Here is a 19555-nt window from a genome sequence, read left to right as displayed (position 1 = left end):
AGCTTCAGAAATGTTAGCTGGCTTTGGCAAACTCAGGAATCGTCTAACAATTCCTGCTTCTTTGCAGCAAACTCATCTTCGGAGATGTCAACATTCCCACGCGGGTGGGGGTTGGCTGATGTAGTCGGTCCACGATGACTGGAAAAAGCCATGTTGGAAGTGCCTTCTTATGAGTATCCGGCCAGCACTGTGAGTTCATCGTGGAATCGACAGTTGGCCATAACTTATGTTAATGGGCTATGAGTAGCGAAGAGTATGATGTCTGTTGCGCTAAATATCGGTGCAAACAGTAGTTCTCCAGGTGGTCGGGGGCCGATCTATGGAGATGGGACCTTTCGATACATTCCTATCCCTGAAGACGATGAGACTGTTAACGAGCCGACGTACGACGATCTCGGGCTTGGATCTATTCGGCCCGAAAGCGCGAAGAATACAGTAACTCACTTTGATCCGGAATTCCCTGAGATTGGCTATAACAAAGACTACTCCTACGGCGATCGACATTCACCCAAGACGAACCGAATAGCGGAACTTGAGGAGGGTGATATTCTCTTCTTCTACGCGACGCTGGACTATGTCGGTGAAGGCAATCCAGAACAGGACTGGATAAACGACGATTGGGGGGCATATATTATCGGTCATTTCACTCTGGAATACGATCCTATCCCAAAGGACGAATACCACTCCCTGCCAGAGGACGTGAAAGAAAAATTCGTCACGAATGCCCATGTTCGACGCGACGAGTTTGATGCAGAGTATCTTGTTCTTGGGAATCCAGACGACTCACGATTGTACAAGACGCCGGTTCCGCTGAGCGGTGAGTCGGGTGTCGAAGCGAACCAATTTGTCACAAAACACTCGGAAGACTCCGGTGGAGGCCCATGGTATCGCCGACCATTAAAGTTCGATACGGAAAGTACTAGAGCCGTCCTGCGGGCCCAACGAGACTATCACTCCCAGCGAATAGCTGAACCAGATGTTGAATCCGCGACTGAATTTAACCGTACCCAACTCGGTGAGAAAGGACAACTCCAATGGTTTTTCCATTCACCCCATTCCGAGTACCCGGTTCGAGACATCGTGAATAGAGGAAAGACGGAACCGTATATTGAGAAGGGCGCCGAAAATTTCTGTAGCCAGTGCTACCAGAATTCGATTAAAACGTTCGCAGAGACCGCTTCTCGAAGGTATCTATTCCTTTTCACACGGTGTCAAAACGAGAGCTTATATGAACATGATAACCGTCGGATCGTCGGATATATCGATAAGAAACGAGCGCTAAATATGGGCGATCGTGTAGCTGTACAAGGAGACACAACGTTAGTTAGTTTCGAAGACAGCGTAGACTTAGTCGGTCTCGTGGATTCTCCGAAGTATGTACGAAACGCGATACTGGATAAGGAAATAGCCCAGCGCCTTGTGGAATACTTTGACGAGCAAGAGAACATCCTTGACGATTGTCTTGATGAAGTAGAGCGGTTGAAACGAAAACGGCGAGAGAGTGAGCACGGAGACGTAGCCGTTCCAACTTCGCCAAGTGGATGTTGAATTAGCTCTGCGCTGATGCTATTACGATTTCCGCGCAGAGTGGAGAAAATCTGGTCCTCTACGACCTCAAAATAGTAACTCCCGAAAAGGAGGAACGGCCTAGCTCGGAGAGCAGTACTTGCCGTCGTACCGATCGTTGTCTCGGGTTTCTTCGATCGTTCGATTCAGGTAGTTATTTCGGTCCCACTTCGGGCGATATCGATTGCATTTGCGTAAGCATTCCCAGACGAGTTCTCGATTATCGCAGTAGTACCACAACTTCGAGATGAACGCCATATCTGCCTCAGAGATTGAGGGATAACCGCTCTCATTCGCGTTCCAGAGTTCTCTGAACTCTCGGTCCTGATAGAATCCTGTCGCTCGAACCTCTTCAACCGTCGGAGAGTCAGTTTCGAGCCAGATCATATCTGAGTACTTGTAGCTATACTGCCGAGCTCGCTGATCTGCGAGGTCGATCAGCGTCTGTTTTTCGTTAGTACTTCCTCGCACCGTCTCGCTCGTTGAGCTGTTGTTACTAGATTGAGGAACGTAGTGATCGATGAACTCCCTAAACGGTTTATCGGTCGACGCAAGTGAGTCGAAGAGGGTCTGGGTGTATGGATCCCGCCAGACATCTCCAGTCACCGTTGCGTACCGTTTCTCCTGATAAATCTCGACATGTGGCTGGTCGTCAAGACCGTCCAGCTGATCGATTGGCAAATCCGCCCGCGATTTATGATCAGCGAGTAGCTCTTGAGTCTCATTACTGACTCTGCAGATTTGATGGAGACCGGTACCCGATACGGACACCGAGACATAACCTCCGAATTCCCGAATTCTCTCGATCACGAAGTCGGGCACGCTTTCGTCGCCGACGTTCGGGTCCCGGATATCATCCCAGTCGATGAGGACTAGTTGGCTATCCGAGGAGAACATGTATCCGAGGACGGTCATCTCGTCGGCTCTAACGTCATCCATCCCCTGGAGTCCAGAGGCGATGTCTCGAGCCTCCTCAAATGAGAGTCCGGCTTCTGAATTTGCCCCCGTTTTTGGATAGAGTGGCATCTTGTCCCTCTCCTCGTCTGGGCTGAGCAGGGCAACCAAGAAGTGGTTATTCAATTTTAGTGCTTCGGTGAGTTCGTCCGCGTCAACCCCGACGAAGTCCTCGTTACCGTAGTCGCTTGAGGAGACGACCCTATTCATTCTCATCACCTCCCCAGACCTTACGAGCGAGACGGATCTGTCCGTCTGGATCCGTGCCCAGTTCTGCACAGAGTGGTTCAAGAACCCCGTTGAACCAGACGGTCTCCGAAGCGTCGTCCGGGAATTCTTTGCTATCCTCAAGAACGGAAATACACGCGCTGATTACTGCACCGCGGACACCTGAATAGTGACCGTTGAATCGCCGAGCATCATTTGTATCCATACTGAGGAACCGATGTCGGGCACTCTCACGGATTCGGTCTGGGAGGTTATCCAGAACGCAGTCCACGACTTGATGTCGGTCGCGTCCTTTGGGGGAGGCTCTCAGACCCTCCTCGACCTCGTCAAGATCACGACCATGCTCGGCGATCACTGCGCGCCATTTTGAGGGCATCAGGCCGTGATGGACTCCCCATGCTCGATCGAACCAGTGAGTCTGTCCGACCGGGGCGTCGTTGGAGTGGAACGTCGTTCTGGCGGGGACGAAGCCGTTCTCGTCCAGTTCGGAGACTCCAGAAGGATACGAGGAGTGTTGACTGTACTGATCTTCTTTTCGAGCAGGATTCGATTGATGACCGTTTCGACCAAACGTAGAAGTTCGATTTTTGGCAGACATGGCAAAATCGATATTTCTTGGGACTCCGCCACGCCTCGGTAGAAAATATCTATCCAGAGACGTCGCTGTCCCTCAATATGAGCTTCCGACCGATGTTGATTCGATATCTTGGAGATCATCGCGATCGGTAGCTCGCAGGCTATTGTATATCAGGAACTTACTAAATTCTATCGGTATGCACGTTATGAATATGAACTGAGATCAATCCTTGGGCCCCGTAGAGACGATAATATGGCGTATTGCCAGAATCCAGTAGCCAACAAGACTAAGTTGGTTGTGATGTATGAATGAATAGGATGAGTCCTGAGAAAAGATACAGCGACGAGGTTATTTTAGCGATGCTTCGTCAGTGCAAAGATCAGCAGGGCGTCTGTACTCCTCGAAAATTCCGAGAATATGACCAATTCTGTTCCGTGTCGTGCGTCATGGACCGTTTCGATGGTTGGTCCAATGCAAAGAAGGCAGCAGGAGTAGAAGAAGACCTGTCCGATGATAGTGGCCGGAAACGGCAGTACACGGACGAGCAGATCCTAAGCCATCTCCGTGAATGCCAGCGTCGCTACGGTAAGTGTACTACCGATACGCTACAGCAGGACGATGACTTTGTCAGCCCGACTGTCGTTGTTACCCGATTTGGCAGCTGGATTGAGGCAAAGAAAGAAGCTGGTATCGATGTCGACGAGCGTAATCACAATTCGAGACCTCGCGAGTACTCTGATGAAGAGCTTCTTGACATGATTCTAGAGTGTAAGAGAAAATACGGGAAGGCAACCCAGCGCATATTCAACGAGAAGGATGAATTCCCAACTTCAGGTGCTGTGAGACATCGCTTCGGTAACTGGAGTACTGCGAAAGAGCTTGCCGGCCTTGATACACAGAATCAGGATTATTCTTCTGAAGAACTCCTTGAGATGCTTCGGGAATGCGCGGAACGACATGAGAACTGTTCCGCGAAGAAATTTGCCGAAGATGACGACTTCTGTTCTCCAGGAACGATACAGAGTCGGTTCGGATCGTGGCGACGGGGAAAAGAGGAAGCTGGATTTGATGAATCGAGTAATGACGAAAACTCCGACCTGTAGATTTTGACGGCATCGTCTCGGAAGGCCGAATTTCTGAGCTCTAAATGGGGTATTTTTTCGCGCGAGCTGTCACTCTCTCAGCCTGAGAATAGACGGGGGATTGTATATATTAAACGTCGGACATTTGACGACAGATAACCCACGAATTCCCTTCGCACTAGAAGATCAGAATCCAAGCGGATTCAATCTCCAACGGTTGAGAAAGTCTACTATCAGAAAATCTCGAGAAGAGAACGAACTCGTGGAGTAAGCGGGGTAGACTATCAATCAGACGTCCGTTCATTCGATCAAGGAGCCTGAACTCGTACGCAGATGTAGTCTTTCGTGCTTTAGGAAGGCTGATGCGGTACTCGCTGACCCCCCCGTGTGGGAATCATCAATTTGGAGGACAGGGCTACCGTCATTTCCGACAATCCCTCTACCTCCGGACCGCCTCAGTAGGATATATGTTGGTTGTAGAATCTCTATTTCGTCTGAACCAATTTGTGAGCTCTGAGAGACAGACGGATACTGCTGAAACTGGCTTGAAAACTGGCTAGAGATTATTAGCACCCGGAGGCCTGAAAGGTTGTATGGGAGATCAATACAGCGAACATGAAACCTCCATATTGATTTTTGGCCCAAATCGGGACGGAGTTTTAGACTTCACTAGTGAAGCGAGAGATATTCTCCAGAAAAAAGGCGTCGAGTATGACGGGCCAATCCCACTTCCCAAGATTAGTATGAGCGATGATGATGAGGCCTTCTCGGACGATGGAGCTGAAGTTTTTGGGCATCCACCATCGGAAGAGGAATTGAAAACATTGCCAGGAACGACCGTGTTTCGAAGACTGCTTCGTGTCTATGGTGATGGCGACGTGATTTCGGAAATATTGTCTAAAGAATCCGCTGACAAGGTGTTTTTCAGGGTCCTGTTAGACGTTCGATCACACCAGAAAGGTGGCAAAGGAACACCACATACCTACGATCCCAGAATCGATTACAAGACTGAACTTTGAACTAGCGGATGATTTCCCGACTGGCCTCTGACTTATCACCATCTCGGAGGCCTGTTTTTCTTCTTGATGAGGGACAGGAGGATTGAGGGCTGTATGATTGAAAGGAAAGCTGGGAGAGCGAACTCATTACACTCCCAAACAATCGATTCCGGCGAAGTCAGTTAATCCACTAGCCCGACAGTTTTACACTACTGATATGGTTAGAATGCCGATAGAAGCCCGATGCATTACGGAAACCCCGTGCCCTCCGTAATCGGACACGCACCCATTCGAGAACGTGTCCGGAAAGAGGTAATTCCCAATATCCCTGCTGACTCCTGGAAAGAGACGTCCGATCCCCTCCCACTTCGTCACGCCACGGACGTTCGGACGATCGTCTCGACAGCGTTTCCCCACACCACTGGCAGCCTCCAGTCCTACGCCGTCTACGTCCTTGAATGCGCATACAGTCGAAGACATCGAAATGTCGCAGCTTCAGGATTGAATATCAAGAGGCCAGGATGGAGGCATGAGGTTGATTCAGCGGAAAGGCTCATTTACGTTGGCCGAGCGAAGAACCTCTTCAAACGACTTAATCAACATCTAAACGAACCCGGAAATCCCGGAGCCAATTTCACGGCCGTCTTCCCGCCTGTTCGGATTCTCGATGTTTCGTGGTACAGTATCAAGGAAGAAGCGGATCGAGCAGAAGTCGCTACGGCTGAGCTCCTCCGGGAGCGGTTCCCGGAGGACTACATCTCTCAACCGGGTTAGTTCACATTCAACTTGGACAGCAATTCATCGTGATCCTGTGGGTATCTTTTGCCACAATTTTTACATTCGTATGTCGATTCAGTCTGTTTCCAAATTCCCCTACATCCGCTCTTTAATGATTCGGGGCCGTTTTGACGGGGATTAAGATCCATATTGTAGAAATAGAAACCCCGGACACTACGATGTACAATTATATCACAATCTCCACACTTGAAATAGTTTGTACCCTCACCACTACTTTTTGTGATCTCGTGGAAGCCGTGAGCACATTCTGGTATCTTCGGAACGGGATGTCCGTTCGAATCAGTCTCGGGGAGTTGTTCGATACCCTCTGTTTCGCCCTGATCGGATGAGACGAGTGCTTCTTGCTCGGTTCGCTCTTCGACTGATGGAGCGTATTCCCGGGCTTGTGTAGTCCCAGCGAGAACCGCAGTTTCCTCATCCTCTCGGAATGCATCGATCATCTGTTCGATGCGGAACTGATTGGTTGTGAAGTCCTTCCCGTACGCCCAGAACACGCTGAACGACTTAGTTAGATAATCGTACGTTGTTGTCTCAATGTCTTTCTCCTCGTTCTTATACTGAACTTCGACGATAATTCCTTCTCCAAACAGATCATCGGGCCCTTCAAACTCAAGGAGCACGTCGGCCCAACGTTCGTCAGTATTCGATTTCGAGTCGCTGACGTCGAGTGGAACCTCCGATCCGCATCGGACGTAGTCATCGTACTCCTGTTTCAATGCCGAGATAGCCATCGACTTTCGTTTTCTGTGGATCTCTGATTCCCCAATTCCCCCGCTACACGAGGTATTCGATGACACGTGGACGAAGTGTCTGGCCCGGCCGTCGCTCATCGGCCCTCGAGGGAACATCTGTTCGTTACATTCTGGACAGCGAACGCGAGTTCCGTCAGCTACCTCCTCCGGTATGACACGCTCGCCCTTGTTGAGACCGACCCAGGGCATTCGTCGTCCTACTTTCAAAAGAGAAGTGTAAAAGACTGGGGAGCACCAGAACGGGGAATACAACGCCTGCAGGTTCATCTCTCCTTCACCTACTGTCTTCGGAATACGGACCAAGATACGTGGCGGTACTCGCTGACCCCCGTGTGGGAACCTTCGATATAGTGGACAGCTCACCTTCCTTCCGAATAGACTCTCCTCGTCGGGACCGCCTCATTAAGATATATGTTATTTGTAGAATTCCACGTCAATATGCCCTATAGCATCATGATCTGTATCCTCAATCAAGTAATGCACTTCTGGTGAGCGATAACAACCCGAGCGGTTAGCTGTGAGTTCTCTCCACCGTCGCGCGAGACAACGACTCCGATTCAATACGGACACCTTCGTCCGTCGAGGACATGTTGGAGGCAATCGCCGAAGGGACACGGGGACTTCGATTACAACGAAGACTGTGAAGTGCAATTTTGAACGGCCATATTCGTCTATTCTAAGCGCTTATTCAGGAGAATTACTGCAGAGTGTATTGTTGTGGAACTCTCCCCCTGCGACAACTGATATCCACTCTAAACCACCGTAGTGCTCCTCGTCGCCCTCGGGAGTGGTCCGACTGACGAATGGTTCGCGCTGATCCGGAACAGTAATTGTATATTCTCCTCCTCGAGAGTCTTCAAGCTCTACGACGGTGTGACGTTCTTCAAGAACGATTTTCGTTACTGTCGAGGGGGCACGTTGTCGAGCTCCATTCTCTGCGTACCATCGGATCCGATTGCCAGGTTCGGCACGTTCAAGCAGTCCGCGAATTGTACTCATAGAACCCCATAGCACGAACGCCGGGAAAGCGTTGTTCCCGATGACTATACCCGTGGCCGGGTTGGACGAGGGTTGCCTGTCAGTCTCTCGTTTTATATTCTCTGCAGAACATATTGCGGTAGAGAATGTCGGAATCTGCCCCTCGTTCTCCTGAAACTCATACCGAATTTCGAGATCTCCAGCTCTCATGTGTCGAGAAATACGTCGGATTTGTCGTACTGTTTTCCATCGGATATCTTACTCCGGTATTAGTCACGAGCGAGTTGTGGTGGTGGAAGCTACCCACGATATTTGACGAATTCATTGCTCTGTTTGTGGGAGTAACTGCGTCACTCTACGCCCACGAGTCAGCTCACTATATTGCGTATGAGCAACTCGGATTTGAGCCAGAATTCATCTGGCCTCGGATGGTGATGGCTCCAGATCAGATTACAGATATGTACGAGAAAGTAACCACGTTTCTGTCGCCACAGATACTAACGCTTCTCTATCTGGTACTGCTCGTTCTCCCCATCAGTCCAGTGATAGAAGCAACTGTAGCGTGGATGTTTTTGATCAATTTGAGTGGAGGAGTATCGGACATCCTATGGAGTATCCACTGGTTCTTCTGGCCCGAGGGAACAATCGCTATGACTGCGAGTGATAAAACGGGCTACGTTGCGTTCCCCAAGTGATTTATTAATAGTCTGTTATTTCATAGCGACATATGAGCCAGTGCGAATACTGTTCAAACAATGCTACCAGGAACGCATATAATAAACACACTGTGGAAACAGAGTCTCTTTGCGAAATCCATTACGCGTATCTCAAACCATCTTCAGCGACTGTTAATCCGGTGAACATTGGACGCTGTATGAGGTGCGGAGAGAAAGCTCTTAACAACGATGGCACGGAGGAGCGACTGATCGAACACCATGTCAACTACCCACTGGATCTAACTGTTCCAATCTGCGATTCTTGCCACACTGAGATACACAGTGGAAGCGATCCAGTATATCTTGAGAGGTACGAGAGACAGAATTCTCCATACGATCCAGTCGGATCAAAAGACGCTGAGGGAGTGGCAATTCATCGAAAGTACCGGAACAAGCCGACTTCAGGTGAAGCATGTCCGAACTGTGACTCAAATCTTATTTTCCCGCCTGATGGAATGGGATTTAGTGAACCACATTTGTGTCCGAATAGCGAATGCAGTTTAACAGACGTTTCGGCCAGTAGAGTGATTTAGTTTCAATTGACTCAGCGATGATCTTGAGTAATCAAGCCCCCGGTGACTCTGTCCATGGCCGAACCGGACGAGGGTTGTCTGTCAGTCTCTCTGTGCCACAACAGTACGTGCTAGTTTCACGGCGCAGAAATTAGAGTTGAACCCATCTATTTGTCATTTAGAAGATGGTTCTTACTGCCCAAGAATTTCTCGTCCGATTTCTCATCTTCGTCTTCCTTTTCTTCGTCGGAATCTGACTTTCTCCAAGGATTTCTCGGCTCGGATTCCACCGAATTCGGTGTTAATCGCTGTAAATCCCTCTTCTTCTCTCGCGGATCTCTCTCTTCCTCCTCTTGCTTTCGCTGCCACTGACGAAGATTAGTAGCCTCATCTGGACTCACGTCATTCACCACTTCAGCGACGACATATCCTGATTTGTGTTCGAGAATTTTCACGCCATATGCTTTTGGCAAACCATCAAGATTACCGCGCACATGGATTCGGCCATTACGAGAAAGGCCATCCTCTGTTCCACCGTCCCGATCAACTCGAACACGGAAGATCTCTCCTTCAGGAGGGAGAGTCATGAAATACTAGTTACTATCTGAAAATAAACCATTTTTCATAGGATCACCTACACTAGTAGCTGGCCGTTGCAGAGGGAATGCCACTATTAGGGCGTAAATTGTTATTACTCAGAGAGGAGTATTTTTCAATCTCTTCCCAGTCAATCGGCTCGAAGAGGACGCGATAGAACTATTTTTCTGCGGTAGATTCTCACCGTGCTCTGCGTACCAAATCGCGTCGAGTCCTTTGTATTTCCCGTCGATTTCGTCGAGTGTTTTCCTCGCCAATGAGGAACGTCTCGATGTCCTTGTTGAGTAGGTGGAACGACTGGCCGAACCTTTGCTAATACCTCCGCTAAACAGTCCGAATATACCCTGTACAACAGTCGTGGATCTCACCATGGTGGACGAGATCTTCCATAATCCCTCTCTCGTACCCAGCTTCTCGAAGAACAGTCTTAGCTAATGTTTTGGGAATTCCCTCAGAGAACTCTTTCTCAAGTGCTCGAACTATGTCTTCTGCGGACTCTTGAGTCTCATAGGTGAAGTCCTCAGGGTATTCCAGTACACCTCTATTGATCAGTTCGGTGTTGATTTCTCCCATACGTTTGTGTTGCTCGTCGATTTTTTCATCAATTGCATCACGAATTTCTATCACATATAGTTCGTAATGGGCGAGAATAAGACTGTGTCTGATTATATTCACGAGACTACTCTGCCGAGACTACTACTCGATTCCGGCAGGATACCGTATGCGCATACCGCACCAAGTATTAGTTCCGCGCGTACGTTGATCCGCGCGTCCGCTCAGATAGAAGTTCGAGTGGTACCCGAATGAACTGTGATACGTCAACCGGAGAAGGAAGGAGAAAACCCGAAGCCGTCTGTGAACTCCTAAGGGAGTTTATTTCAAGTGGACTCGCCGGGATTTGAACCCGGGGCCTCTCCCATGCCAAGGGAGTGATCTACCCCTGATCTACGAGCCCGCGTCGCATCGAACCGTACCGCGGTCCACATAATAAGGCCTTCGGATCGGTTTCCGGACGTGTCACCGTCCCACGGGGCCGAACTCGCGGATTCGAAACGGTTTAGTGCTGGACCGCGTTGATTCGGGTGGGAACGGCGCGACCGCAAATCCGACTCGCCTTCGGGCTTGGGATTGCGGGAGTGTTGTGACCGACAGCTGTCGGTCACGGATACGCTTCTGCGGTCTGTGCGGTTCCAATCCATCTATGGCACGAATGCACACCCGCCGCCGTGGCTCGTCCGGTTCGGACAAGCCGGTGGCAGACGAACCCCCGGAGTGGAGCGACGTAGACGAAGCGGACATCGAAGAGCGCGTGGTCGAACTCGCCGAGCAGGGTCACGACCCGAGCGTCATCGGGATGAAGCTGCGCGACGAGGGCGTGAAGGGTACGCCGATCCCCGACGTGAAGCTGGCGACGGGGAAGAAGCTCACCGAGATCCTCGAGGAGCACGACGCCGAGCCGGAGCTTCCGGAGGATCTCCACAACCTGATGGAGCGGGCCATCCGCCTGCGCGAGCACATGGAAGCGAACCCCCAGGACCACCAAAACAAGCGCGCGCTCCAGAACACGGAGTCGAAGATCCGCCGTCTGGTGAACTACTACCGCGGCGACGCGCTCGACGAGGACTTCACGTACAGCTACGAGGTCGCCGTCGAACTGCTCGAGGAATAGTATGTCTACCGCGCCCGCGACCGTCGAGGACGCCGATGCCGGCGACGTGGCCGCCGCGATCCGCGACGCCCCGTTCGTTCGGGTCGTCGCGGCCGCGACCGGCGACGCGCTGGCCGCCAGCGGCGTCCTCGCGCGGGCGTTCAAGGAGCGATCGACGCCCTTCCAGGTGCGCGTCGATCCGGTGCCCGACCCGCTCCCGGCCGACGGCGACGACCTCACCCTCGCGCTCGGTGTGACGGGTGGCGACGTCGCCCTCGTCGGCGACGACCGGCCGACGAGCGTCGCGGCCGCGGCGGCGGTCCGGGAACTCGGCGTCGATCCAGATCCGATCCTCGCGCTCGCCGGCGTGACCGCGGCCGGTCGCCCGGTCGGCGACGCGCCGTCGCTGCTCGACGCGGCCACGGCGCGGTCGGCGATCGACCGGCGTCCGGGGCTGGCGGTGCCGACGACCGATCCGGTCGACGGCCTCGCCCACTCGACGCTCGTCCGCAGCCCGCATTCGGGGGATCCCGACGGGGCGCAGGCGGCGCTCGCGGACCTCGGCGTGCCGGCGGAGCCCGACGAACCGGACCGGCGGCGACTGGCGTCGTGGCTGGCCATCGAGGCCTCGGCGTCGTCGTCGCGGGCCGCGGCGGCCGTCGAACGGGTTCTGCACCCGTACGCGACCCCGGAGGGCCGGTTCGCGACCGTCGCGGGGTTCGGCGACGCCCTCGACGCGGTCGCACGCGAGCGGCCGGGGACCGGTGTCGCCCTCGCCATCCGCGACGCCGAGACGGCGCGGTCGGCCGTCCTCGACGCCTGGCGGACGCACGCCCGGGCGGTCCACGGGACGCTGTCGGACGCGACGACGGGCCGGTACGACGGCGTCTTCGTCGCGCGCGTCGCGGACGACGGTCCAGGTCGGCTCGGGACGGTCGCCCGACTCTGTCGGGACTTCGAGTCGCCGGAACCCGTCGTACTGGTCGTGGCCGACGACTCGGCTGCGGCCGCGGGCACGACCGACGAAGCCCTCGGGGCGGCGATGGCCGAGGCGGTTCGGGAAGTCGACGCGGACGGGCGGAGCGCCGGTGGCTCCCGGTGGGCGACGGCGCGGTTCGACGACGCGAACGCGGAGGCGTTCGAAACGGAGGTATCGAGGTTCATCGCGGCGTTCAGGGGGGCGCTATGAGACGCGCCGACGTCGCGACGACACACGACGACGCGTCGACGGTGGCGGCCGCACTCCGGCCGGACAACACGCCGTCGATGACGACGCGCGTGGCGGACGACGTCGTCCGCACGGTCGTCGAACGCGAGACCGCTGGCGGTCTGGGGTCGACCCTGGACGACTACGTGGTGAACCTGACGGTCGCGGAGACCGTCGCACGAACGGCACGCGAACACAGACACAACCATGAGTGAACGCTCAGTACCCAAGCAGCAACGTGGCAAGCGCTGGTATACGGTTTTCGCCCCGGAGCAGTACGACCGGGAGGAACTCGGCCAGACGCTCGCCGACGAACCGGAGAAGATCATCGGACGAACGATCGAGACGACCCTCGGCGACCTCACCGGCGACTCGGGGGCGAACAACACCAAACTCACGTTCAAGATCACGGACGTGGGGTCGGACTCCGCGTACGCGGAGTTCGTCCAGCACGAACTCACGCGGGACTACCTGCGGAGTCTGGTGCGCCGCGGCGCCTCGAAGATCGACGCGACCGTGACGGTCCTGACGACGGACGACTACCGCGTCCGCGTCCAGCCCGTCGCGTTCACGACGAAGAAGGCCGACCGCAGTCAGGAGAAGGCCATCCGGCGGGTCATGATCGACCTCGTCGAGGAGGCCGCCGACGAACGTGACTTCGAGTCCTTCGTCGAGAGCTGTGTCGAGGGGCGTCTCTCCTCGGCCGTCTACGGCGAGGCCAAGACCATCTACCCGCTCCGGCGGGTCGAGGTCCAGAAGCTCACCCTCGAAGCGCGACCCGAAGAGGTCGCCGCCGAGGAGGAGGCCGCCGTCGACGTCGACGAGGAAGACGTCGCCGTCGACGAGGACTGATCGACACCCGACGACCCTTTTCGCGGCCGCGACGCGACCCGAGTACGGATGTGTGTCCAGCGACAAGGACCCCCGATGACCGAGTTGGCACACGCGAACGCCGGCTACCGGCGACTGTTCGGCTCCGACGGCCTCTCGTTCGGGATCGGGTTCCCGCTCACCGGCGTCCGCGAGTCGACGCCGGACGTCGCGGCGGAGACACGCCTCGCGAGTCACGCCGAGTCGGTCGGCTTCGACGGCCTCTGGGCGCGGGACGTCCCGACGTACTGGCCGCGGTTCGGGGACGCCGGCGGCGCGTTCGACACGTGGCCCCTGCTCTCGCACGCGGCGGCCCACACCGACGACATCGCTCTCGGAACCTCGAGTGTGGTCCTCCCCTTGCGCCACCCGATCCACGTCGCGAAGGCCGCGGCGTCCGTCGACCGACTCTCGGGCGGGCGGCTCGTCCTCGGCGTCGCCTCCGGCGACCGCGACCCGGAGTATCCGGCCTTCGATGTCGACCCCGACGAGCGGGCGGTGGCGGTCCGCGAGCGGATCGACGCGATCCGGACGCTCTGGCGCGAGGAGTATCCCACCCTCGACGGGCCGTGGGGCGAACTCGACGGGGACTTGGACGTGTTGCCGAAGCCGACCACCGAAACGCTCCCGCTCCTGCCGACGGGCCACGCCCGCCAGTCGGTCGAGTGGATCGCCGAACACGGCGACGGCTGGATCTTCTATCACCTCCCCGAGGACACGCTCCGGACGTATCTGGACCGGTGGCGCGGGCTCGCCGGCGAGAAGCCGTTCGTGATCGCGGTCCGGGTCGCCCTCGCGGACGATCCGGATGCGGAGCCGGAACCCCTCCATCTGGGCTATCGCGCCGGCGTCGACTGGTTCCGGGACTACTTCCGACGACTGGCCGAGTTCGGCCTCGATCACGCCGTCGTCAGCCTCCAGGGATCGGATCCGCGACGCGAGATGACGCGCTTCGCCGAGGAGGTCGTCGACGAGGTCTGAGCCGGTCAGTACGCTTGTGCCGGTCGGGGACCAACTAGGGCTATGACTGACGTCCAGGCGCTGCGGGAGGTCTTGACGCCGGCCGAGGAGCTCACGATCGTCTGTCACAACAACCCGGATCCGGACTGCCTCGCGAGCGCGCTGGCGCTCGGTCGGATCGCCGCGGCCGTCGGGATCGACGAGCGTCGCATCCTCTACAGCGGCGACATCTCACACCAGCAGAACCGTGCGTTCATCAACCTCCTCGACATCGACCTCCGGGAGTTCGACCCGACGAGCGTCCACGACCGCCCGGAGGGGTCCCTGCTCGCGTTCGTCGATCACGCCGTCCCCGGCGGGAACAACCGCGTCCCCGAGGGGACGCCGATCGACGTCGTCTTCGATCACCATCCCGCGGAGGGGATCGAGGCCCGCTTCGTCGACCACCGGGAGTCGATCGGCGCGACGGCGACGATCCTCACCGAGTACGTACGGGCGTTCGACCTCGAACTCGACGCCACGCTGGCGACCGCGTTGCTGTTCGCGATCCGTCGTGAGACGCTCGGCTTCCTCCGCGGCGCGACCGACGCGGAGTACGCCGCGGCCGGGTTCCTCCACGAGGCGGCGGATCTGAACCTGCTGCGCCAGCTCTCGACGCCCTCGGTCACCAGCGCGACCGTCGACGCAATCGCCCAGGCGATAGCCAACCGATCGGTCCGGGGGGCGGTGCTCATCTCCCACGTCGGCCGGACGAGCGAGCGGGACGCGCTACCGCAGGCGGCGGACTATCTCGCCACCCTAGAGGGAGTCGAGACGGCGGTCGTCTTCGGCGTCGTCGACGGGAGCATCCACTTGAGCGCCCGCTCGACGGACACGCGCGTCCACATCGGCGACGTGCTCACCGAGGCGTTCGACGACGTGGGCAGCGCCGGCGGCCACCGGGAGATGGCCGGCGGCGAGGTCCCGCTCGGGATCTTCGCCGACTACGCGGACGACGACGAGGGACTGATCGCCATCGTCGAACAGGTCATCACGGCCCGACTCGTCGCGGCGCTCAATCTGGAGGCGGACGGCGACGCCTGAGCCGGTCGGCCGGGGGCCACGCGACGTCGGTCGTCGGCGGTCCGGTTACGTATCACTCGACAGACATAAGCGTCGGGCCGTCGAACCTCACGGACATGGTCGATACCCCGGACAGGTCGGCGCCCCCACCAACCGAGGCGACGAACCGAGACGGCGAACGGCCGGCCGTGGAACGGCCGGAGACGGCCGACGAGGTGACCGTCGTCGACGAGCGGACGGAACTCGAACGGACCATCGGCTTGACCGGGGGCATCTCCATCGGCGTCGGAACGATGATCGGCGCCGGCATCTTCGTGTTCCCCGGCATCGCCGCCGGACGGGCGGGCCCGGCGGCCGCGGGCTCGTTCGCCATCGGTGCCGTGATCGCGCTCCTCGTCGCGCTGCCGACCTCGGAGCTGGCGACCGCGATGCCGCGAAGCGGGGGCGGGTACTACTTCATCTCCCGCGGGATGGGGTCGCTGTTCGGCGCCGTCGTCGGCCTCTCGCTGTGGTTCGGGCTGGTGTTCGCGTCCGCCTTCTACCTCGTCGGCTTCGGGTTCTACGCCGAGGCCGTCCTCGTCAGGCTGGGGGTCGTACTCGGGGGCTTCGACGTCGTCGTCCCGCTGGCGTTGCTGTTCGGCGTGTTCCTGACGGTCTTGAACGTGACCGGGACGGAGAACGCGGCGAAGCTACAGAACGGCGTGGTCGGCGTCCTCCTGGCGATCATCGTCGCCTTCCTCGTGTTCGGCGGGCTGTCGATTTTCGGCCTGGTCGGGGAGCCGGAACCGATCGGCGAGTCGTTCCTCTCGAAGGGTGCCTTCTCGGTCCTGACGACCGCAGCGCTCGTGTTCACGTCGTATCTCGGGTTCGCCCAGGTGGCGACCGTCGCGGGCGAAATCAAGGACCCGGGGCGGAACCTCCCGCTGGCCATGGTCGGATCGGTGCTGATCGTCGGGGTGTTGTACGTGGCGACCATCTTCGTCGCGGTCAGCGCGTTCGGGAGCGAACGACTCGCGACGCTCGGTGAGACGGCGATGGTCACCGTCGCGGAGAGCTTCCTCGGGTCGCTCGGCGCCTTCGCCATCCTCTTCGGCGGGCTCCTCGCGACGGTGTCGAGCGCGAACGCCTCGATCCTGAGCACCTCGCGTGCCATCTACGCGGTCAGCAAGGACGCGCTGGTGCCACGCTTTGCGAGCCGCATCAACCTCGAATACGGGACGCCCCACGTCGCCCTCGGGATGGCGGGCGGACCGATCCTCGTGCTCGTCCTGCTCGGGGAGGTGGCGGTGCTCGCCGAGGTGGCCTCCTTTCTCCATCTCGTCATGTACGGGCTGATGTGTATCGCGCTGATCGCGCTCCGCCGGGACGAACCGGCGTGGTACGACCCCGACTTCCGCGTTCCGGGCTACCCCGTCGTTCCCGTGCTCGGCGCGCTGGCGAGTTTCGCCCTCATCGGGTTCATGCAGCCGACGTCACAGCTCATCGGCCTCGCGATCATGCTGCTGTCGGCCGGCTGGTACTACTATTACGCTCGCGACGTGACGTTACGGGGGGTACTGTGATGTCCGAACCCAACTGGACGGTGCTCGTCCCGGTCGAAGTCCTCGCGGGCGAGACGATCCCCGAATCCGTCGTCGACGTGCTGACGACCCTGCCGGTCGTCGTCCTCGGCTATCACGTCCTGCCCGAACAGACGCCGCCGGGACAGGCTCGCCTCCAGTTCGAGACGCAGGCCCAGACCAAACTCGGCGAACTCGCGGCCGCGTTCCACGAGGCCGGGGGTATCGCCGAGACGCGACTCGTATTCACACACGACGAGGAGCAGACCCTCGACCGCGTCGCCGACGAGACTGGCTGTGACGCGATCCTCGTTCCGAATCCGGCCCCCGACGTCGAACGTCTGCTCGTCCCCCTCAGCGGGGAGGTGGACGCCTCGCGGGTCACGGAGTTCGTCGCTACCCTGATCGGCGACCGAAACATCGCGGTGACCCTCCTCCACGTCGCCGACGGCGAGGCGGAGACGGCGGCCGGCCGGTCGCTGTTGAGCGACGCCGCCGCTCACCTCCGGGAAAGCGGCGTTCCGGCCGCCGCTATCACGAGCGAGGTCACCGTCTCCGAGTCCCCGATCCGGACCATCGCGACGGCGGCCGTCGACCACCACGCCGTCGTCATGGGCGAGAGCGAACCGTCGCTGCGCTCCTTCCTCTTCGGCGACGCGTCCGCGCAGGTGGCCGCCCAGTCGGTGGGGCCCGTCGTGGTCGTGCGGCGGGAACGGGACGACGGATCGGCCGGGGGATGAGGGGACCTGCCGACCGATCCGAGCGACGACGGTCGTCGGCCCCCGCCGTCGCCGCGGAGCCGAACGCTTATCACCGGGCATTTTTTAGGCAAACCTAAAATGGACGAGTCGACGGATCAGATCGCCGGTGCCGTCTTTCGGGCGCTGACCGACCGCGGGCACGAGGCGGTGGAGCGGGCCGTGGTCGACGCCTACGCCGCCGCCCGCGACGAGGTCGCGGCGGACCGGGAGCGACTCTCCCGGACCGTCTTCGCGGAGTTGCTCGACGCCTTGGACCGGGAACTCGACGGCGAGGAGCAGGTGGCCGTGCTCACCGCGGCCGTCGAGGATCTGGTGGACCGGTTCTCGACGGTGATCGACGCGGCGCCCGTGGCGATCTGTGCCGTCGACGGCGAGGGGCGAGTCCGGCTCTGGAACCCGGCGGCCGAGCGCACCTTCGGCCGGGATCGCTCGGCCGTCCTCGGTCGCTCGTTCGGCGTGACCTGGGCCGACGCGTCGGACGAGGGGTTCGACGCCCTCCTCGACCGATTGCGGCGGGGCGAGCGGATCGTCGGCCAGGACACCCGTCACCGGCGACCGGACGGTGCGCTCCTCGATACGCGTGTGTGGGCCGCCCCGATCCACGAGAGGGGCGACGGCGCGGCGTTCGTCGTCCTCGACGTGACGGAGCGGCGGGGGCGCCGACAGCGGCTCGCCGTCCTCAACCGCGTCTTGCGTCACAACGTCCGGAACGACGTGAACGTCGCCCGGGGGCACGTCGACCGGGCGGCGGCACGTCTCGACGACGAGGCGGCGCGACGGAGCCTCGACGTGGCCCGGCGTCGCCTCGACGACCTCGCCGAGTTGAGCGACGCGGGCCGGTTGATCGAGCGGGTGGCCGACGCGGATCGGACGGAGGCGGTCCGGCTGGACCTGGTCGACGTAGTGCGGGACCGACTCGCGGAACTGCGGCGGACCTACCCCGACTGTGAGGTCCGGACGACGCTTCCGGACGGTGCTCCCGTTCGTGCCGACCAACTCCTCCCACACGCCGTCGACAACGTCCTCGAGAACGCGGTCGCACACAACGACGCCCCCGTTCCGCGGGTGTGCGTGGACCTCTCGATGGCCGACACAGGCGGGCAGGCCGTCCTCCGGATCGCCGACGACGGTCCCGGGCTCCCGCCGGTGGAGCGGCGCGTCCTCGAGGCGGGGGCGGAGACACAGCTCACCCACAGCACCGGGCTGGGGCTGTGGCTCACGAACTGGATCGTCCGGGTGTCGAACGGTCGGGTCGCGGTCGACACCGGCGACAACGGAACCACCGTCATCCTCGAACTGCCGGCCGCGTGATCACTCCTCGACGACGACCTGGCCGACCATGCCCGCCCGTTCGTGGGGGATGCAGAAGTAGTTGAACTGGCCGGGCGTCTCGAAGGTGTGGGCGAACGTCTCCCCGCTTTCGAGTACGCCGTTCATCTCGTACCACCCCTCCCGGGCGGCGCTCGTGGAGTCGTACCCGCCCGTGGCGAAGAACTCCGCGCCCTCGGGGATGCCGTCGTCGTAGGCGGTGACCGAGTGGGCGCGGGCGCTGTTGTTGTACCAGACCACCTCCTCGCCGACCGAGACGGTGATGGTCGTGGGTCGGAACGCCTCCGCGGTCATGCCCACGTCGCCCTCGACGTCGCCGCCGACGACGCCGGCACAGCCGGCGCTCCCGACGGCGAGTCCCGTTCCGAGCGTCGCGAGGAGTCGACGCCTGTGCATACCTC

The 19555-nt window shown here is 58.8% G+C and carries 20 protein-coding genes and 1 tRNA gene; 15 read left to right on the top strand and 6 right to left on the bottom strand.

Annotation, left to right across the window (positions count from 1 at the left end; genetic code table 11):
- The first annotated feature begins 258 nt into the window (after positions 1-258).
- On the top strand, positions 259-1548 hold the full coding sequence (locus tag NO364_RS05620; RefSeq protein WP_257628746.1) for an Nmad3 family putative nucleotide modification protein: 1290 nt from the start codon (positions 259-261) through the stop codon (positions 1546-1548).
- A gap of 99 nt (positions 1549-1647) precedes the next feature.
- Here the strand turns inward: NO364_RS05620 and NO364_RS05615 are convergent, their stop codons facing one another.
- Positions 1648-2799 (bottom strand): phage NrS-1 polymerase family protein, encoded by a 1152-nt coding sequence (locus NO364_RS05615; RefSeq protein WP_257628745.1) that lies wholly within the window; start codon positions 2797-2799, stop codon positions 1648-1650.
- 834 nt (positions 2800-3633) lie between these two features.
- Between NO364_RS05615 and NO364_RS05610 the strand changes: the two genes are divergently transcribed.
- From NO364_RS05610 to NO364_RS05600, 3 genes are all read left to right on the top strand, one after another.
- Positions 3634-4428, top strand: a complete 795-nt coding sequence (locus NO364_RS05610; RefSeq protein WP_343217997.1) for a homing endonuclease associated repeat-containing protein — start codon at positions 3634-3636, stop codon at positions 4426-4428.
- Positions 4429-5000: 572 nt separating this feature from the next.
- A complete protein-coding gene (locus NO364_RS05605; RefSeq protein WP_257628743.1) occupies positions 5001-5426 on the top strand; it encodes a hypothetical protein in 426 nt (141 codons plus the stop codon).
- 222 nt (positions 5427-5648) lie between these two features.
- Complete coding sequence (locus tag NO364_RS05600) at positions 5649-6179, top strand: GIY-YIG nuclease family protein (RefSeq protein WP_257628742.1); 531 nt, start codon at positions 5649-5651, stop codon at positions 6177-6179.
- Here the strand turns inward: NO364_RS05600 and NO364_RS05595 are convergent.
- Entirely contained in the window at positions 6176-7033 is an 858-nt protein-coding gene (locus tag NO364_RS05595; protein ID WP_257628741.1) for a hypothetical protein, read from the bottom strand. The two genes, NO364_RS05600 and NO364_RS05595, sit on opposite strands and share 4 nt — an antisense overlap.
- A gap of 1046 nt (positions 7034-8079) precedes the next feature.
- Here NO364_RS05595 and NO364_RS05590 point away from each other — a divergent pair.
- Positions 8080-8628: a hypothetical protein gene (locus tag NO364_RS05590; RefSeq protein WP_257628740.1), complete on the top strand. Its 549-nt coding sequence runs from the start codon at positions 8080-8082 to the stop codon at positions 8626-8628.
- Between the two features lie 32 nt (positions 8629-8660).
- Entirely contained in the window at positions 8661-9182 is a 522-nt protein-coding gene (locus NO364_RS05585) for a hypothetical protein (protein WP_257628739.1), read from the top strand.
- A gap of 146 nt (positions 9183-9328) precedes the next feature.
- Here the strand turns inward: NO364_RS05585 and NO364_RS05580 are convergent, their stop codons facing one another.
- The 3 genes from NO364_RS05580 to NO364_RS05570 all read right to left on the bottom strand — a co-directional run bounded on the left by NO364_RS05580 (position 9329) and on the right by NO364_RS05570 (position 10713).
- Positions 9329-9748 (bottom strand): hypothetical protein, encoded by a 420-nt coding sequence (locus NO364_RS05580; protein ID WP_257628738.1) that lies wholly within the window; start codon positions 9746-9748, stop codon positions 9329-9331.
- Positions 9749-10082: 334 nt separating this feature from the next.
- Complete coding sequence (locus tag NO364_RS05575; protein ID WP_257628737.1) at positions 10083-10385, bottom strand: hypothetical protein; 303 nt, start codon at positions 10383-10385, stop codon at positions 10083-10085.
- 256 nt (positions 10386-10641) lie between these two features.
- Positions 10642-10713: transfer RNA gene (locus NO364_RS05570), tRNA-Ala, on the bottom strand.
- Positions 10714-10959: 246 nt separating this feature from the next.
- On the opposite strand from NO364_RS05570, the gene NO364_RS05565 reads away from it, so the two are divergent.
- From NO364_RS05565 to NO364_RS05525, 9 genes are all read left to right on the top strand, one after another.
- On the top strand, positions 10960-11427 hold the full coding sequence (locus NO364_RS05565; protein WP_157688436.1) for a 30S ribosomal protein S15: 468 nt from the start codon (positions 10960-10962) through the stop codon (positions 11425-11427).
- 1 nt (position 11428) lies between these two features.
- Positions 11429-12595: an exonuclease RecJ gene (locus NO364_RS05560; protein ID WP_257628736.1), complete on the top strand. Its 1167-nt coding sequence runs from the start codon at positions 11429-11431 to the stop codon at positions 12593-12595.
- The gene (locus NO364_RS05555; protein ID WP_157688434.1) at positions 12592-12828 is read left to right on the top strand and encodes a KEOPS complex subunit Pcc1; all 237 of its coding nucleotides are present in this window, start codon (positions 12592-12594) and stop codon (positions 12826-12828) included. The genes NO364_RS05560 and NO364_RS05555 overlap by 4 nt, the downstream gene beginning before the upstream one ends.
- Positions 12821-13465 (top strand): 30S ribosomal protein S3ae, encoded by a 645-nt coding sequence (locus NO364_RS05550; protein WP_157688433.1) that lies wholly within the window; start codon positions 12821-12823, stop codon positions 13463-13465. Before NO364_RS05555 ends, NO364_RS05550 begins: the two co-directional genes overlap by 8 nt.
- Positions 13466-13540: 75 nt before the next feature.
- Positions 13541-14464 (top strand): LLM class oxidoreductase, encoded by a 924-nt coding sequence (locus NO364_RS05545; protein ID WP_257628735.1) that lies wholly within the window; start codon positions 13541-13543, stop codon positions 14462-14464.
- Between the two features lie 42 nt (positions 14465-14506).
- On the top strand, positions 14507-15526 hold the full coding sequence (locus NO364_RS05540; protein WP_157688431.1) for a DHH family phosphoesterase: 1020 nt from the start codon (positions 14507-14509) through the stop codon (positions 15524-15526).
- A gap of 95 nt (positions 15527-15621) precedes the next feature.
- On the top strand, positions 15622-17067 hold the full coding sequence (locus NO364_RS05535) for an APC family permease (RefSeq protein ID WP_157688430.1): 1446 nt from the start codon (positions 15622-15624) through the stop codon (positions 17065-17067).
- Positions 17067-17804: a universal stress protein gene (locus NO364_RS05530; RefSeq protein ID WP_157688429.1), complete on the top strand. Its 738-nt coding sequence runs from the start codon at positions 17067-17069 to the stop codon at positions 17802-17804. Before NO364_RS05535 ends, NO364_RS05530 begins: the two co-directional genes overlap by 1 nt.
- A gap of 99 nt (positions 17805-17903) precedes the next feature.
- The gene (locus NO364_RS05525; protein ID WP_257628734.1) at positions 17904-19136 is read left to right on the top strand and encodes a PAS domain-containing protein; all 1233 of its coding nucleotides are present in this window, start codon (positions 17904-17906) and stop codon (positions 19134-19136) included.
- Here the strand turns inward: NO364_RS05525 and NO364_RS05520 are convergent, their stop codons facing one another.
- Positions 19137-19550 (bottom strand): cupredoxin domain-containing protein, encoded by a 414-nt coding sequence (locus NO364_RS05520; protein WP_157688427.1) that lies wholly within the window; start codon positions 19548-19550, stop codon positions 19137-19139. It lies immediately after the preceding gene.
- Between the last annotated feature and the right edge of the window lie 5 nt (positions 19551-19555).

Source organism: Haloplanus salinarum (assembly GCF_024498175.1).
In the GTDB taxonomy this organism is placed as follows: domain Archaea; phylum Halobacteriota; class Halobacteria; order Halobacteriales; family Haloferacaceae; genus Haloplanus; species Haloplanus salinarum.
The sequence above is the reverse complement of the archived record's forward strand: the minus strand, read 5'-3'. Positions and strand labels throughout refer to the sequence as shown.

Bases quoted from the DNA above. Each gene is read 5' to 3' on its own strand.
- NO364_RS05590 (WP_257628740.1), top strand. From the start codon at position 8,080: ATGTCGGAATCTGCCCCTCGTTCTCCTGAAACTCATACCGAATTTCGA.
- NO364_RS05585 (WP_257628739.1), top strand. From the start codon at position 8,661: ATGAGCCAGTGCGAATACTGTTCAAACAATGCTACCAGGAACGCATAT.
- NO364_RS05545 (WP_257628735.1), top strand. From the start codon at position 13,541: ATGACCGAGTTGGCACACGCGAACGCCGGCTACCGGCGACTGTTCGGC.
- NO364_RS05540 (WP_157688431.1), top strand. From the start codon at position 14,507: ATGACTGACGTCCAGGCGCTGCGGGAGGTCTTGACGCCGGCCGAGGAG.
- NO364_RS05535 (WP_157688430.1), top strand. From the start codon at position 15,622: ATGGTCGATACCCCGGACAGGTCGGCGCCCCCACCAACCGAGGCGACG.
- NO364_RS05560 (WP_257628736.1), top strand. From the start codon at position 11,429: ATGTCTACCGCGCCCGCGACCGTCGAGGACGCCGATGCCGGCGACGTG.
- NO364_RS05610 (WP_343217997.1), top strand. From the start codon at position 3,634: ATGAATAGGATGAGTCCTGAGAAAAGATACAGCGACGAGGTTATTTTA.
- NO364_RS05550 (WP_157688433.1), top strand. From the start codon at position 12,821: ATGAGTGAACGCTCAGTACCCAAGCAGCAACGTGGCAAGCGCTGGTAT.
- NO364_RS05620 (WP_257628746.1), top strand. From the start codon at position 259: ATGTCTGTTGCGCTAAATATCGGTGCAAACAGTAGTTCTCCAGGTGGT.
- NO364_RS05525 (WP_257628734.1), top strand. From the start codon at position 17,904: ATGGACGAGTCGACGGATCAGATCGCCGGTGCCGTCTTTCGGGCGCTG.
- NO364_RS05580 (WP_257628738.1), bottom strand. From the start codon at position 9,748: ATGACTCTCCCTCCTGAAGGAGAGATCTTCCGTGTTCGAGTTGATCGG.
- NO364_RS05565 (WP_157688436.1), top strand. From the start codon at position 10,960: ATGGCACGAATGCACACCCGCCGCCGTGGCTCGTCCGGTTCGGACAAG.
- NO364_RS05555 (WP_157688434.1), top strand. From the start codon at position 12,592: ATGAGACGCGCCGACGTCGCGACGACACACGACGACGCGTCGACGGTG.
- NO364_RS05600 (WP_257628742.1), top strand. From the start codon at position 5,649: ATGCATTACGGAAACCCCGTGCCCTCCGTAATCGGACACGCACCCATT.
- NO364_RS05605 (WP_257628743.1), top strand. From the start codon at position 5,001: ATGGGAGATCAATACAGCGAACATGAAACCTCCATATTGATTTTTGGC.
- NO364_RS05595 (WP_257628741.1), bottom strand. From the start codon at position 7,033: ATGAGCGACGGCCGGGCCAGACACTTCGTCCACGTGTCATCGAATACC.
- NO364_RS05530 (WP_157688429.1), top strand. From the start codon at position 17,067: ATGTCCGAACCCAACTGGACGGTGCTCGTCCCGGTCGAAGTCCTCGCG.
- NO364_RS05520 (WP_157688427.1), bottom strand. From the start codon at position 19,550: ATGCACAGGCGTCGACTCCTCGCGACGCTCGGAACGGGACTCGCCGTC.